The 14546-nt window shown below is 57.7% G+C and carries 15 protein-coding genes; 1 reads left to right on the top strand and 14 read right to left on the bottom strand.

Annotation, left to right across the window (positions count from 1 at the left end):
• The 10 genes from NT179_08645 to thiS all read right to left on the bottom strand — a co-directional run.
• Positions 1–189: hypothetical protein (locus NT179_08645; GenBank protein ID MCX5722081.1), on the bottom strand; the 189-nt coding region annotated here is incomplete at its 3' end.
• A gap of 355 nt (positions 190–544) precedes the next feature.
• Positions 545–1555, bottom strand: a complete 1011-nt coding sequence (locus NT179_08640; protein ID MCX5722080.1) for a M23 family metallopeptidase — start codon at positions 1553–1555, stop codon at positions 545–547.
• Positions 1552–2928 carry a Pup--protein ligase gene (pafA, locus tag NT179_08635; GenBank protein MCX5722079.1) on the bottom strand — a complete coding sequence of 459 codons (1377 nt, stop codon included), beginning with the start codon at positions 2926–2928 and terminating at the stop codon, positions 1552–1554. Before pafA ends, NT179_08640 begins: the two co-directional genes overlap by 4 nt.
• Before the next feature lie 185 nt (positions 2929–3113).
• On the bottom strand, positions 3114–3800 hold the full coding sequence (prcA, locus tag NT179_08630) for a proteasome subunit alpha (protein ID MCX5722078.1): 687 nt from the start codon (positions 3798–3800) through the stop codon (positions 3114–3116).
• A gap of 2 nt (positions 3801–3802) precedes the next feature.
• Complete coding sequence (gene prcB, locus NT179_08625) at positions 3803–4630, bottom strand: proteasome subunit beta (protein MCX5722077.1); 828 nt, start codon at positions 4628–4630, stop codon at positions 3803–3805.
• A 27-nt stretch (positions 4631–4657) separates the two neighbouring features.
• Entirely contained in the window at positions 4658–6157 is a 1500-nt protein-coding gene (gene dop, locus NT179_08620) for a depupylase/deamidase Dop (GenBank protein ID MCX5722076.1), read from the bottom strand.
• 12 nt (positions 6158–6169) lie between these two features.
• Positions 6170–7939, bottom strand: coding sequence for a proteasome ATPase (gene arc / locus NT179_08615; protein ID MCX5722075.1), 1770 nt, complete (start codon positions 7937–7939; stop codon positions 6170–6172).
• A gap of 113 nt (positions 7940–8052) precedes the next feature.
• Positions 8053–8685, bottom strand: a complete 633-nt coding sequence (gene thiE, locus NT179_08610) for a thiamine phosphate synthase (GenBank protein ID MCX5722074.1) — start codon at positions 8683–8685, stop codon at positions 8053–8055.
• 102 nt (positions 8686–8787) lie between these two features.
• Entirely contained in the window at positions 8788–9561 is a 774-nt protein-coding gene (locus tag NT179_08605) for a thiazole synthase (GenBank protein ID MCX5722073.1), read from the bottom strand.
• On the bottom strand, positions 9551–9811 hold the full coding sequence (gene thiS, locus NT179_08600) for a sulfur carrier protein ThiS (GenBank protein ID MCX5722072.1): 261 nt from the start codon (positions 9809–9811) through the stop codon (positions 9551–9553). Before thiS ends, NT179_08605 begins: the two co-directional genes overlap by 11 nt.
• A gap of 107 nt (positions 9812–9918) precedes the next feature.
• Here thiS and NT179_08595 point away from each other — a divergent pair, with 107 nt between their 5' ends.
• Complete coding sequence (locus NT179_08595; GenBank protein MCX5722071.1) at positions 9919–10419, top strand: helix-hairpin-helix domain-containing protein; 501 nt, start codon at positions 9919–9921, stop codon at positions 10417–10419.
• Here the strand turns inward: NT179_08595 and NT179_08590 are convergent.
• From NT179_08590 to ftsE, 4 genes are read right to left on the bottom strand one after another with little or no spacing between them, the layout of a single operon-like run.
• The gene (locus NT179_08590; GenBank protein MCX5722070.1) at positions 10394–11761 is read right to left on the bottom strand and encodes a S41 family peptidase; all 1368 of its coding nucleotides are present in this window, start codon (positions 11759–11761) and stop codon (positions 10394–10396) included. The genes NT179_08595 and NT179_08590 overlap by 26 nt on opposite strands.
• Before the next feature lie 29 nt (positions 11762–11790).
• Entirely contained in the window at positions 11791–12978 is a 1188-nt protein-coding gene (locus NT179_08585) for a peptidoglycan DD-metalloendopeptidase family protein (GenBank protein MCX5722069.1), read from the bottom strand.
• The gene (ftsX, locus tag NT179_08580; GenBank protein MCX5722068.1) at positions 12975–13868 is read right to left on the bottom strand and encodes a permease-like cell division protein FtsX; all 894 of its coding nucleotides are present in this window, start codon (positions 13866–13868) and stop codon (positions 12975–12977) included. The genes NT179_08585 and ftsX overlap by 4 nt, the downstream gene beginning before the upstream one ends.
• Positions 13869–13870: 2 nt before the next feature.
• Positions 13871–14539 (bottom strand): cell division ATP-binding protein FtsE, encoded by a 669-nt coding sequence (gene ftsE, locus NT179_08575; GenBank protein MCX5722067.1) that lies wholly within the window; start codon positions 14537–14539, stop codon positions 13871–13873.
• Positions 14540–14546: the final 7 nt, after the last annotated feature.

Genomic DNA, 14546 nt, shown 5'->3' with positions numbered 1-14546 from the left:
GCCTGCTGGCACGTCGATGGGAATGCTCGTGGTGGCCACACCAGTAAACGGATCGGCGTGCACAGCGCCGCCTAACGAACCCACCGGACGATCTTCGCTCGTCTCTTTCGCGAACAAAGAGCTGATGGCAAATGGCTGATGACTGATGGCAAAGAATAGTACGAAGAAGAGGAGGCGGCGGCTCAGCATGGGGACTCCTTTCGACCGGCAAGAGCTGATAGCGTATGGCTCAGCCTGAAGATCGAATAACGATTGATGAATGACCGTTGAGGATGGGTTTGCGAACGACATGGCCGCGTAATTTACGCATTTTCCTGCCGCACACAATCCCCTCTTTGTTGCTACCCCATGTGGGCTAGCCCATTCGGGCATGGCTATTTGAGGAGAGAGGGAAAAGAGCTGACGGCTGATGGCCGTTCGGAAGGGCTGCGTAATGAGATGGGGGAGAATAGCGTATAGCGAAGGGGGCGCGAACAGAGCGGCGGAAGACGAGTGCTACTTCACGAGCAACGAATGGGGAGACTGGAACATACGCCTTGAGCAGTTATTCTTTGATGGGTACGGCGTGCGGGTCTAGCGTTGGTTCAGGAGCCGGGGTGGCAACCGTGGCCGCTGGTGTCACACCGTTCTTGAATGGCAGGTCGAGCAACGTATAGGGGTTCACTCGGGCCCCGTTGAGCTTGACGCCCCAATGGAGATGCGGCCCTGTGGCGCGACCGGTCGCTCCCACCTTGCCGATGATTTGGCCGGCTGTGATCAAGTCTCCGTCTTTGACCAGGATCTCAGAGAGGTGAAAATACATCGAGTAGAAACCTAACCCGTGATCGACGAAGACGCCCCTGCCGGAGAAAATATGATCGACGGTGATCCGGACGATTCCGTCATTCGTGGCAGCGACATCGGCCCCCATCGGCGCGCCGATATCCTCTCCATTGTGGGGATTGCGCGGCTTGCCGTTCATGATCCGCACGCTGCCAAAAATGCCGGTGCGTTTGCCGTTCACCGGCTCCACGAAGTTGCTGTGCCAGAGTTTCAGGCGTGAATTCTCCGCGAGCGCCAATTTTACCTGCGCCTGCTCGGCTTTCCAGCGGGCCACAGCCTTCTCGTCCAGATCGACCTTCTCTTTGGGCAGCTTCAGATGCTCGACGGCGAACTTTTCTTTGGCCACCAGAACATTGAAGCTCAATTGCTTTGCCTGTTCACCCTGCTTCACTTCTACGGCCAGTTCATAGGTTCCTGGATCGTCCTGCATGTCGATCCCGAGCAACCCGACATAGCCGGCCGGCTCCCCTGGCCTGAACTCACGGAAGAAGGGAATCGTCCGATCGAGGAATGTGCCGGTCACCTCCGTTGCCTGCTCTTCGCCCTTCACCTTGACCACCAGCACCTGCCCCTGCTTGCCGCTATATTGTCCATCGAGGCCCTTCGGCGGAGGCGGCGTGTTGGGAAACAACTCGACGGGAAAGACGCTGGACAACAACACGACGGCCATGATCATCGTCCGGTCCAGTCGCGAGATCCGCAGCTGCGCCTGCTTGAGAGCGGTCATCATCATCGGTAAAGCCTCAGCCCCGCTACCTGGGAGACCAACTCGTCCACGCGCCGATTCACGGCGCTGAAGGGGTCCATGCAGAGTATCGTTTCTTCCCAATAGCCGTTGAGTTTCAAATAGGTCCAATCCACCGTATAGGAACGATTCTTCGCGCGGGCGAACCGGATGAAATCGCCTCGCACCTTCGCCCTCGTAGTCTGAGGCGGAGTCGACATGGCCCGCTGCACCGATTCCTCCGCTGCGACCCGCTCGATCATCCCACGGGACTCCATCAGATAATACAGCCCGCGCGTCCGTTTGACATCATGATATTGCAGATCGAGCAGGAAGACTCGTGGATCATCCCAGCCGCAGCCCTTTTTGTCGATATAGGACTGGATGAGATGACGCTTGGTCACCCAGTCGATTTCGCGCACCAGCTGCATCGGATCTTCTTCGAGCTTATCCAGCACCATGGCCCACCGTTTCCACACATCGTCAAGGATCGGATCATGCTCCTGTTGCGCTAAATATTGCTGCGCGAGATCCAAGTAGACCCGCTGAATTTCCACCGCCGTCAACTGGCGACCATCATCCAGCCTGACCTTCTTCTTTAACGAAGGATCGCGCGAAATCTCCCTGATCGCTTTCACGGGATCCTCTAACTCCATCCCCTGGACCGCGTACCCTTCCTCGATCATGGACAGCACCAACGACGCCGTACCGACCTTCAAATAGGTCGCGAACTCCGACATATTGGAATCCCCGACGATGATGTGGAGCCGCCTATACCGTTCCGCATCGGCGTGCGGCTCGTCCCTGGTATTGATGATACTGCGCGAGGACGTGGTCGAGGAAGACGTCTTCTCGTGAATATGTTGGGCGCGTTGCGAGATGAAGTACTGCGGCTTGCCGGAGACTTTCAGCACTTTTCCCGCCCCGCTGTAGATCTGGCGCGTAACGAAGAAGGGGATAAGCTGCTCCGTCACCTTCCAGAAATCGACGTCGCGGCGCATCAGAAAGTTTTCGTGACAGCCGTAGGTATTGCCCAGCGAGTCCGTATTGTTCTTAAAAATATAGATTTCCCCGGACAGGCCCTCTTCCCGCAATCGTTCTTCCGCCGCCGGCAGGCACGCCTCCAGGAGACGCTCGCCGGCTTTATCGTGGATGACGAGATCGAGAATGTTGTCGCACTCGGGGGTGGAATACTCAGGGTGGCAGCCGGTGTCTTGATAGAAACGCGCGCCGTTCGCCAGAAAGGCGTTGGAGGGCCAGCTGTTGGGGATGAGCCCTTCGAAGATATAGCCCAGCACCTTCTCCATCGGCAGGTACACGCGCCCATTCGGAGAGAAGATGAGCCCGTACTCATTCTCCAAACCGAAGATCCGTTGTTTCAGAGGACCGGCTTGTAGCATGTGTGTACGAACAGGATACCAGCCACCCCTGCCTTCTTCAACTGAAGGATCGTATCCGACGATGCGGTCTGTCTGGTCCATCTGGTTTCTCTGGTCTATCTGGTTAGTCTCCCGCAACTAGATAACCCAGAGAAACCGAACAGACCAAATGAATACGTTTGAATACGTTAGGTCGCGAGGAGTGGTTTAGTATCGGCGGACGACAAACGCCGGAACCGCCGGCCCTCGCGGGTGCGATCCAGCACCGCTACTTCCAGGCTCTCCAGCGAGAGTTTCTGGTTCCCGATTTGTTCGAGTGAAGCGATACAGAGAGAAAGGGCTTCGCGCAGATCTGGAGGCTTCGTCAGGCCCTTCTCTTTTAACAAAGCCTGGATGGCCTCGGCCTTGCCTCCGATGACCGCGAAGGTACGCTCGTCAATAATGCTCCCATCGAAGGAAATGCGATACATCTCGTTGGCATGGCCATTGTGCCCGACTTGCACGACCAGGATTTCCACCTCAAGAGGCTTCTGCTCCTGGCTGAAAATGGTGCCCACGCTCTGGGAGTAGCCATTCGCCAACGAGCGGGCCGTCACGTCTTCCCGGCTGTACATGAATCCCTTGAGATCCGCATGTCTGATACCGGCCTTCCGGAGATTTTCGAACTCGCTGTACTTGCCTGCTCCGGCAAAGGCGATGCTGTCGTAGATCTCAGAAATTTTATAGAGCGAAGCGCTGGGGTTCTCCGCTACCAGGAGAATCCCGTTCACATATTCGATGGCAATAATGGAACGGCCTTTGGCGATGCCCTTCTTGGCGTACTCCGCCTTGTCCTGCATCATCTGCTCAGGCGAGACGTAATAGGGCAACGGCATGATTAACTCTCCTTGGAACGGCGGGTCGCGAGCAACCCGTCATAGATGCTGCGAATCTGCTGCTCGGACACGTCGGTAATACCGCGCCCGTCCACAATCTTCGCAGTGGGATAAATGCCCCGCACGAGATCCGGCCCCCCGGTGCCGACATCGTCATCTGCCGCATTATACAGAGCCAGCAGAGCCAACTTCAGGGCCTCCGGCTCGGCCAGGCCCTTGAGGAAATGCTCCCGCATCGTATTGCGTGCATCTTTCCCGCCGGACCCGATGGCATGGTAGTCCGACTCTTCGTACCGGCCACCGGAGAGATCGTACTTGAAGATGCGGCCTTCGGTCCGTTTCACATCGTAACCGACATACAGCGGCATAACGACCAACCCTTGAAAGACCATCGGCAAATTGGCCTTCACCATCTGTCCGAGCTTGTTGGCCTTCCCCTCGCAGGATAGTTGCACGCCTTCCAGCTTCTCGTAATGCTCCAGCTCGACTTGGAACAGCTTGGCCATCTCGATGCAGGGACCGGCTGCGCCGGCGATCGCCATTGCGGAATAGTCGTCGATCTTGAAGACCTTCTCGATCCGGCGCTCGGCAATTTGAAATCCTTCCGTCGCCCGGCGATCTCCGGCGATTACCACCCCCTGTTGATACTTGATCGCCAGCACCGTGGTGGCATGGGGCACGCTCATCGCACCGGCTCCGCGCATCGGCTCGCCAGACGCCTGCGCCTGTAAGAAGCCGCTCCGTCCTGTCGGAGTCAGCGCCGGATGGTGCTGCGTCAAAAAGTCGAAGAAGCTCGAATCATCGTGGTTGGGAAGAAATGGTAATTTCATAATGTTCGTTGCCAAAATCCTTGTTCGTCAGGCCTTGAGCTTCTCCAGCAATGCATCGACGGTCTCAACCTGGTCTAGCAGGTCGCTCGTCAGCGAAGCCGTGCCTCGGAGCGGATCCATCAAGGGCACCCGTTTGACCTGTTTGTTGCCGACGTCGAAAAGCACCGAGGTCCAGCTGACCCCATAGAGCGACTTTGCAAACTGGCTGACACAGCGTCCGCGGAAATAGGCGCGCGTCCCGGGAGGGGGAGTGAACTCCGCCCGCGCAACCTCGACCTCCTGCACGATGCGCTCGATCAGGTGGCTCCGTTCGAGCGTAAAATAGAGGCCCTTGTCCGGGCGGACATCGTGATACTGGAGATCCATCAGCCGGATGCGAGGATCGTCCCAGCCGCAGCCCTTCCGCTCCATATAGGATTCCATCATCTGGCGCTTGGCCACCCAATCCAACTCGCGCACCAAGAGCCGAGAGTCTTGTTCCAACTTATCCAGCACCTCTTCCCAGCGGACGAGAATATCTTTCGTAACTTGGGAAAGATCGTGACAGGCATAGTATCCCATGGCTGCCTTCAAATAGGTCCGCTGAATTGCCACCGCCGTCATTGAGCGGCCCCCCGACAGCTTAAGAGGCTCCTTCATGCCCAGATCGCGCGAGACCTGCTTGATGCCACGAACCGGGTCCTCCAACTCAATCTGCGGCATCTCGACTCCTGCATCCAGCAGTTCCAGCAGGATGGCCAAGGTCCCGACCTTGAGGTAAGTCGACAATTCCGCCATGTTGGCATCCCCGGCAATCACATGCAGCCGCCGGTACTTGGCATGCTCCGCATGGGGCTCATCGCGTGAATTGACGATGGGACGACGGACCATCGTATTGAGATCGACCAGACACTCGAAAAAATCCGCCCGCTGCGAGATCTGATAATCGGTTTGGTTAGCCTGATTCTCCGCCCCGACCTTCCCTGCCCCGGCGAAAATAAGCCTCGTCACCAAAAACGGCGCCACGGCTTTTACGATGCGGTCGAAGGGAACCGTCCGGGACATGAGATAGCTTTCGTGGTAGCCGTAGCTGTTCCCCTTGCCATCAGAATTGTTCTTGTACAAGACGAACGAATCCCGCCCGGTCGTGCGCGCCATCTGCTCAAGACATTGGGCCAGAATATGGGCGCCGGCCCGTTCGAAGGCCACGATTTCACGAGGGTTGGTACATTCTGGCGTGGAATATTCCGGATGAGCCCCGTCGACGTAGAGGCGGCCTCCGTTGGCCAGCACTTTGTTCAACTGGCGATTGTAGTCTGGATTGGGCCGCTCCCGCTCCCCCGCGACTTCGAATCCCCGCGCATCGAGCAGCGGATTCTCATTTTCATAGTCCCAGACTGCCAGAGGAGCCGGCAGCCCAGGATAATGTCCGATGACCGCGATGGAATTGGCGACTGGGTCTGCGGCGGCAGGATCGCGTGAGGCAATGCCGAACTCTGTTTCTGTGCCCAGCACGCGGGGAGTCGTCAACGAGGTAGATTCCTGCATAGATGTGACATTTTAGAGATAATGCCCGGTCGTGACGGTTTCGATCTGACGCGACTCGCCAGGCCCTCCGCTGATCGTCCTGAGATGCACGATCTTTTCGCCCTTCTTCCCGGAGACCTTCGCCCAGTCATCTGGATTGGTCGTATTCGGCAGGTCTTCGTGTTCCTTAAACTCCTCCCGAATGGCGCGGATCAAGTCCTCAGACCGGAGGCCTCGGCCTTCCTTCGCGATCACCCGCTTGACGGCAAACTTTTTCGCGCGCGACACGATACCTTCAATCAAGGCCCCGCTCGCGAAATCCTTGAAGTAGAGCACTTCCTTTTCCCCGTTTGCGTAGGTGACTTCGATAAACTTATTCTCTTCCGAAGAGGCATACATCGCCTCGACCGTGAGATCAGCCATCTGCGCGACCAAGGCCTTGGCATCTCCACCATGGCGCTTCAAGTCTTCTTCGGCAAAGGGCAGGTCGACGCTCAGATACTTCGAGAAAATATCCTTGGCCGCCACCGCATCGGGACGCCCCACCTTCACCTTCACATCCAACCGGCCGGCGCGGAGGACCGCCGGATCGATGAGATCCTGGCGATTACTGGCCCCGATCACGATCACATTGCGGAGCCGCTCCACTCCGTCGATCTCAGAGAGAAACTGCGGGACGATCGTCGACTCGATATCGGAGGAAATCCCGGTGCCTCGCGTTCTGAAAAGCGCATCCATTTCGTCGAAAAACACGATGACGGGATTGCCGTCTGCCGCCCGCTCCTTCGCCTTCTTGAACACTTCACGGACTTGGCGCTCGGACTCCCCGACATACTTATTGAGCAACTCCGGCCCCTTCACGTGCAAGAAGTAGCTCCGCACTTCCTTGCCGGTGAGATGCCCAAGCTTCTTCGCGATCGAATTCGCGACGGCCTTGGCGATCAAAGTCTTCCCGCAGCCAGGCGGGCCATAGAGCAGGACCCCCTTAGGAGCGCTCAGCTTATACTCTGAAAAGAGGGTCGGATGAAGGAACGGCAGCTCAACTGCGTCGCGGACCTGCTCCAACTCGCGCTGCAACCCCCCGATGTGCTCATAATCGACATCGGGCACTTCTTCCAACACCAACTCTTCCGCCTCAGACTTGGGAAGCTTTTCGATGACATAGCCGGAGCGGGGGTCGTAAAGAAGATGGTCTCCGACGCTCAATCGTTCGCCCAGCAACGGATCACCCAGCTCCGCCACCTTTTCCTCGTCGAAATGCAAGGTGACCAGCGCGCGGTTGCCTTCCAGCACATCCTTGAGCCTCACGACTTCGCCCTGGATATCGAAACCTTTCACCTCAATGACGTTCAACGCTTCGTTCAGGACCACTTCCTGTCCCTTGCGCAACGTCTTGCCGTTGATCGAGGGATGCAGGCTGACCTTCATCTTCCTGCCTGACACATAGACATTGCCGGTTTCGTCGGCATTGAGGCTGGAAAAGATGGCGTAGGTCGAGGGAGGCGCGGTCAGTTTTTCAACTTCGGCGCGCAACGTTTCAATCTGCGCCTTCGCTTCCTGGAGCGTGGCGACGAGCTTGTCGTTCTGTTTGGTGGCTTGGTCGAGCTGGTAGCGGGATTGGTAGAGCCGACGGATTTCTTCTTCCATCGACTGGATCTGCACGCGAAGTTTTTCCACCTCGCGAGCCTGTTCGTCGTTGCGTGGGGCCACGTCCGTTTCTCCCTCAGTCAACCGCTTCGTGATCTGCGTGACGGAATCTCGGAGAGACCGGAATCGACTCGGACTGTCTTGCTTGCCAGCCATGGCGCGACTCGAAGAATGCAAAACCCCTTACGGAATCGGGGAGTCCTTGTCTGAGCGGATTCTATCACCAGCCCCAGGGGTGGTCAACCGGACTGCGAGAGCGGCACCATGCGTCATGGAGCCCAGGTCACGGCATCAAGCAACTCGCGCGTCGCCGACTCCACATCCTCTGCGCCAAGAATCGCCGTGATCACCGCCGCACCGAACGCCCCGGCCTGCCGTATCTCACGAGCGCGAACCGCCGTGACTCCGCCGATCCCCACAATCGGAATGCGGACAGCCCGACAGGCCTTTTCAAGCGTCCGAATACCGAGCGGCGCACCGAATGCCTGCTTGGAGGGGGTCTCATAGATCGGACCAAGAATCACATAGTCTGCGCCCTGGGACTCAGCCGCCACCGCTTCCTCGATGCTATGCACGGACAGACCCAGAAGCCGATCTGTCCCCAGCAACCGCCGTACAACCGACACAGGGAGACTATTGCTGCGCAAATGGACGCCGACACCGTCCAGAGCCAAGGCGATATCGATCCGGTCATTGATGAGGAGTTGCGATCCGCCAAAATTCGTCAGGGCCTGCACTTCCCGTGCAAGCGAGACAAGGTCACTGGCCGAGAGATCTCGCTCGCGAAGTTGAATGATGGGGGCCGCGACCGAGAACACACGCTGTAAAAGCGGAACGAGAGGCCGCCCCTTCGTCTGATGGCGATCCGTGACGAGCAGAAGTCGGCTGGAGAGTTTCAACATCGGGGAAGTGCTGAGTCCTGAGTGCTGAGTCCTAAGTATACGAACTGCCCACTCTTACGATCTTCCATCTCAGCACTCACCTCTTAGCACTCAGCACTTCTTCTAGAGCATCCCTTCGATCGGGCTACTCGCCGTCGCGTACAGCTTTCTCGGGATACGTCCGGCTTTATAGGCCAACCGCCCGGCATAGACTCCGTATTTCATCGCCTCGGCCATGGCAATGGGATCTTTGGCACCGGCGATAGCCGTATTCATGAGAACGGCGTCCGCCCCCAGTTCCATCGCAAAGGCTGCATCGGAAGCGGTCCCGACTCCCGCATCCACGATGATCGGCACCTTGATCATCTCCATAATGATCTTGAGGTTATAGGGATTCCGAATCCCGAGGCCAGACCCGATCGGCGCGGCCAAGGGCATGACGGCAGGACAGCCGACGTCCACCAGCTTCTGCGCCACAATCGGATCGTCATTCGTATAGGGCAGGACAATAAAGCCTTCCTTGACGAGAATCCTCGCCGCTTCGATCAATCCCGCCGTATCGGGGAACAGCGTCCGCTCGTCGCCGAGCACTTCCAGCTTGATCAAATCTGACACGCCGGCGGCCCTGGCCAAACGGGCATAGCGCAGCGCATCTTCCACGTTGTAACAGCCGGCTGTGTTAGGAAGGATGATGTACTTCTTCGGGTCAAGATAATCGAGCAGGTTCTCTTTGGAGCGATCGGTGATGTTCACGCGCCGCACCGCCACCGTCACCACGTCTGCGCCGGACGCCTCAATGGCTTTCTTGGTTTCGGCAAAGTCCTTATACTTTCCGGTCCCAACCCACAGCCGGGACTTAAACTCACGACCGGCAATGATCAACGGATCATTCTGCATGGACGAAACCCCTCTCCCTGACGTGAGAACCCATCGGCGCGCCGCCGCCGATGAAGCTCAAAATTTCCAATCGATCGCCCGCGTGAAGACTTCGACCATCGAAATCTTTGCGATCCAATATTTCCAAGTTCAACTCTACTGCTACGCGTTCAGTCTTGATGGCGAGATCCCGCAGCAGATCCCCGACCGTGGCATCGGCCCGACAGGCCCGGGCTTCGCCATTCACCTGAATTTGAATCGTCTCTGCCATCGCCGCTCATCCTAGGGGACCAGAAATCTGGTTGTCAACAAACCCGGTCTTGCTCCGCCCCTTGCCTCCACCGCCATGACCACGTCACAATACCAGCATCACAGCCTATGATGTCTACCCCGCAACAGAACCAGCAGATCGCCACCATCTTTCGGTCGATGGCGGAACGGTTAGCGTCGCAGCGGGCGAACCCCTATCGAGTCAGGGCCTACCGAAAGGCAGCCGATACCATCGAAAGCTTGGAGGAAGACATTGCAACAGTCGCCGCACGACAGGCGCTGGAAGAACTTGATGGTATAGGCCGTGACCTGGCGGATAAAATTGAAGAGTTTCTCAAAACCGGCAGGATCCAGGCCTATGAAGCCTTGAGAACGCCACTCCCCGAAACCGTGAAGGCCTGGGCTCAACTCCCTGGACTGTCCGAATCGCTCGTGGCCTACCTCTACACCAGACTCTGCATCACCACCTTGACCGATCTGGAACAACTGGTACGGTCGCATCTACTGCGCACCGTGCCAGGGTTCTCAGGATCGGAAGAACGGCTGCTGGAGGCGATTACCGCCTCGCAACAGCCGGTCCCTCTTACGACGCCCGAGGAAGTTCCTTAAAGATCTTCCAGGTCTTCAACATCTCCACCGCCTTTTGCAGTTGGACGTCCTGCTCAAGCAGGGGATCGCCCACGGCATCGACGGGAGCAAGCTGAGGCAAAACGCCGCCCTTTGACTGGCTCGCGTCCTGGCCCTTGGCAGCCGCCGGTTGCTCTTTCCCCGGTGCGACAACAGATTTAGCCTGCTTCGGCTCCCCATCCTTTTCACCGGGGGCCACCTCGCCGGCCTTCGCAACGGTCACAGGAGGTTGGGCCTTCACGACAATATCAGGCGTGATACCGGTCGATTGGATTGAGCGCCCTTTCGGGGTGTAGTACTTCGCTGTCGTCAAGCGGAGGCCGGACCCGTCCCCCAGCGGAAGAATCGTTTGCACCGATCCCTTGCCGAACGACGTCGTGCCGACAATCACGGCACGCCCGTAATCTTGCAGTGCGCCGGCCACAATCTCTGAGGCACTGGCCGATCCTTCATTGATCAGGATGATCATAGGTGAATCGTCCATCTGATCTTTCCCCTTGGCGATCCATTCGTCCTTTTTGCTCTCGCGTCCCTTGGTATAGACCACGAGCTTGCCGCCAGGGAGAAACTGCTCGGAGACCTCAACCGACGCGGTCAACAGCCCGCCGGGATTGTTGCGAAGGTCCAGGATCGTCGCCTGGAGCTTTAGATCTTTGAACTGTTTGAGGACCTTGCCCAGATCCCGTCCGGTCGATTCCTGAAACTGCGTCAGCCGGACGTAGCCGATATTGTCCAACACCTTCGACTTCACACTCTCGATCTTAATGGTGTCGCGGACCAGCGTAAATTGGAGCGGATCGGATGTCCCCTCCCGCTGAATCGTCAAATTCACCTTCGAACCCTTGGGACCGCGCATCTTCTGCACCGCATCCATCAACGTGAGGTCTTTGGTCGTTTCGTCGTTCACCTTGGTAATGAAATCGCCCGCCTTAATCCCGGCTCGATAGGCCGGCGTGCCCTCGATGGGCGCGATCACCGCCAGGCGGTTTTCCTTCACGCCGATCTGAATACCGACGCCTCCGAACTCCCCTTTCGTCTCTACCTGCATTTCCTTATACATGTCCGGCGTCATGTAGGCAGAATGGGGATCGAGGGTGGAGAGCATCCCTCGGATGGCTCCCTGGACGAGGTCCTTCACCTTCGTTTCATCGACATAGTTCTTTTGAACCTGGGTCAGCACCTCGGAAAATGTTTTCAGCTCTTCATAGGTTTCCGTGGCATGTCCGGTCCGCTCCCAGCCTTTGCCGAGCATCACGCCCAAGACCAAAGCCACCACCACTGTCGGCCCAACCATCCAGAATCGTTTCCGGGGATACTGTTCCATAATAATAACGTCCTTTCCTCTTCCGTTCCCTATCGCCTTGCCAACCATTGGAGAGGATCCAGCGGCTCCGCCCCCTCGCGCAACTCAAAGTATAAAGTATTTTCACCCGTCATGCCCGTATCGCCCGTTTCGCCGATCGACTGCCCGGCGCCCACCTGCGCCCCCACCGCCGCAAGGATCTTCGAGGCATGGGCATAGAGCGAAAAGAAGCCGTTCGCATGATCAAGGATTATAACGAGTCCGTAGCCTTTCAACCAGTCCGCATAGACGACAGACCCTGGCATCACCGCATGGATGGCGCTCCCCTCGACCGCCTTGATCTCAATACCTCGACGCTGCACATAGGTATTGAAGGTCGGATGTTTCTGGCGCCCGAAGAAGGAAATGACTTTCCCGTCGGCTGGCCAAGGCAAGCCCCCCTTCACTCCCCGCGGGGCAAGCCCCGCGACGGGAGGACGGACTGCGGTTGCGCGGCGGCGCGTCTCCAACTCATGCAACAGACTATCGATACGAGAGGCAGACCGCTCCAATTCCTGGAGCGCATGTTCGTAGGATTCTTTTTGCTGGGTGATCTTGGTCAGGTAGACGTGCTTTTCCTTCTTAACCGACTTGATCTCCCCCAGATGTTTTTCGGTGCTTTGCTTGTATGAGAGCATCCCGATCCGCGCTTCTTCCCGCTGCCGCTCCACCTGCTCCATCCTAGCCATATCGGCCTTGAACGTGCCCATGAGGGCATAGTCCCGCTCGGAGACGGCCGAGAGATACTGAAGCCTCCGCTGGAAATCTCCATACGAGTCAGAGGCGAGCAGGGTCTTCCAATAGCCGAAGCGCCCTTCCATATATTGAACCCGCAACCGCGCCAGAATCGCATCCTGCCGCTCCCGCACGCTAATGCCCAACCCGGCGAGCTGCGCATTGATGGATTCGATTTCCTGATCCTTTTTACGCAGCTTCCGGCTGATCTCCTGGTGCGCCTGCTTGTACTGGAGCAACCGTTCATCCAGCGTCTGGATTCCCTGCAGTAGCGACTCGCGCTTCTTCCCTGCTTCATCAGCCTGTTTACGTTTCTCTTCAATCTTATTTTTAAGCTGTTCGAGCGCCTTCCGCTCTTTTTCGATCTTGTCAGTGATCGGATCGGCGACTGCATCCATGGGCCAGGAGAGAGCCAGGAGCCCCCAGACCATCATGCCGACCCTGAACCAGGCCCGACAGGTCATGTCCTAGCCTCGCCGAAGCGCCTGATCGACACGAAACTGCCGGCGAACCCAAGCCCCATCCCCACTGCAATCAAGGTAAGACAGACAGACGGTGGGAAAAAGGCGATGAGGTTCTCAAGCCCGGCAAATCGCCCAGTCGTGCGCATTTCCTGCCTAAACAGCTCGTACATCAATTTGAGCATGGCCAGCGAGAGCGCGCTGCCCATAGCGCCGAGCACCGCCCCCTCCACCAGATAGGGGATGCGAATGAAACTGGTCGTGGCCCCGATGAGCCGCAGAATGGCAATCTCATCCCGCCTGGCAAACAGGGTCAGGCGAATGGTATTGGCGATAATGGTCACAGCCGCAGCTGAAAGGATCACGCCAATGCCGACGGCAACCAACTCAATCGACCGAATCACCGTGGCCAGCGCGTCAATCCAGTCCTGGTTATAGTCGACCTTGGAGACGCCGGTGATCCGGCTCACCCGTTCCGCCCATCGCTTGACCAAATCAGAAGACCGGAACGATGGACTGAGCGCGACCACGAAGGAAGCCGGTAAGGGATTCTGGCCCAGCCCCTCAAGCAAATGAGATTCAGAAGGAAACTGCGCCTTGAACTCTCCCAGCGCCTGTTCTTTCGAGATGAACAGCAGAGAGGCCACGGCATGATCGCTCCGCAGCTGCTGCTCCACCTTCGCAATCGAATCGGCGGCGAGCCGATCGTCCAGATACACCATGATCTTGATATCGTCCTGGAGCCATCCTGCCGCCGCCCGCAAATTGACATAGAGAAGCAAGAAGATACCGACGCAAGCCAGCGTAAAAGCGGTGGTCAGGATCGCAACCACCGTCGTCATCCGGTTGGTCCGCATATTGACCCAGGATTCTCTCAGGAGATAGGACAGCATCTTCACGCCGACACCCCCTGCTCCGGCAACAACCGGCCCTGTGACAAGGTAAGCACCCGCCGATTCGCCTGCGCCATGACGAGAGGATCATGCGTCGCCACGACAACCGTCGTGCCGCGCGCATTAATAGTTTTGAACAGCTCGATAATCTCAACGGTCAGGGCCGGGTCTAAATTGCCGGTCGGCTCATCGGCCAACAGGAGAACCGGGCCATTCACGATCGCGCGCGCAATGCAGACCCGTTGCTGCTCCCCCGTCGAAAGGCCGGCCGGAAGCTGGTCCCGCTTATGCTCGATCCCGACCGCCCGCAAAGCCTCCATGACTTTCCGGCTGATGTCGTCGGCAGACACGCCTTGCACCAGCAAGGGCAGCGCCACATTGTCGAAGACGGACTTCTTCGACAAGAGCCGAAAGTCTTGGAACACCGTTCCCACCTTGCGGCGCAAATAGGGAATGTCGGACTGCTTCAGCGTGGTCACGTTTTTCTGATGGACGAAGACCTGCCCCTCATCGGGCCGTTCCGCCCCGATGAGCAGCCGCAAGAGGGTCGACTTGCCTGCTCCGCTGGGCCCCATGAGCAGGACGAACTCTCCTTTGCCGATCTCAAGAGTGACGTCGGAGAGCGCCGACCGCTGATCATACCGTTTCGACACGTGGATTAATTGGATCATCGTCCCT

This window comes from Nitrospirota bacterium, assembly GCA_026387665.1.
Classification (GTDB): domain Bacteria; phylum Nitrospirota; class Nitrospiria; order Nitrospirales; family Nitrospiraceae; genus Palsa-1315.
The sequence above is the reverse complement of the archived record's forward strand: the minus strand, read 5'-3'. Positions and strand labels throughout refer to the sequence as shown.

Excerpts from the sequence above, each read along its gene's own strand:
- thiS (MCX5722072.1), bottom strand. The coding sequence starts at position 9,811 with ATGGCAGAGACGATTCAAATTCAGGTGAATGGCGAAGCCCGGGCCTGT.
- thiE (MCX5722074.1), bottom strand. The coding sequence starts at position 8,685 with ATGTTGAAACTCTCCAGCCGACTTCTGCTCGTCACGGATCGCCATCAG.
- NT179_08590 (MCX5722070.1), bottom strand. The coding sequence starts at position 11,761 with ATGGAACAGTATCCCCGGAAACGATTCTGGATGGTTGGGCCGACAGTG.
- NT179_08595 (MCX5722071.1), top strand. The coding sequence starts at position 9,919 with ATGATGTCTACCCCGCAACAGAACCAGCAGATCGCCACCATCTTTCGG.
- ftsE (MCX5722067.1), bottom strand. The coding sequence starts at position 14,539 with ATGATCCAATTAATCCACGTGTCGAAACGGTATGATCAGCGGTCGGCG.
- prcA (MCX5722078.1), bottom strand. The coding sequence starts at position 3,800 with ATGCCGTTGCCCTATTACGTCTCGCCTGAGCAGATGATGCAGGACAAG.
- NT179_08605 (MCX5722073.1), bottom strand. The coding sequence starts at position 9,561 with ATGCAGAATGATCCGTTGATCATTGCCGGTCGTGAGTTTAAGTCCCGG.
- dop (MCX5722076.1), bottom strand. The coding sequence starts at position 6,157 with ATGCAGGAATCTACCTCGTTGACGACTCCCCGCGTGCTGGGCACAGAA.
- ftsX (MCX5722068.1), bottom strand. The coding sequence starts at position 13,868 with ATGCTGTCCTATCTCCTGAGAGAATCCTGGGTCAATATGCGGACCAAC.
- prcB (MCX5722077.1), bottom strand. The coding sequence starts at position 4,630 with ATGAAATTACCATTTCTTCCCAACCACGATGATTCGAGCTTCTTCGAC.
- arc (MCX5722075.1), bottom strand. The coding sequence starts at position 7,939 with ATGGCTGGCAAGCAAGACAGTCCGAGTCGATTCCGGTCTCTCCGAGAT.
- NT179_08585 (MCX5722069.1), bottom strand. The coding sequence starts at position 12,978 with ATGACCTGTCGGGCCTGGTTCAGGGTCGGCATGATGGTCTGGGGGCTC.
- NT179_08640 (MCX5722080.1), bottom strand. The coding sequence starts at position 1,555 with ATGATGATGACCGCTCTCAAGCAGGCGCAGCTGCGGATCTCGCGACTG.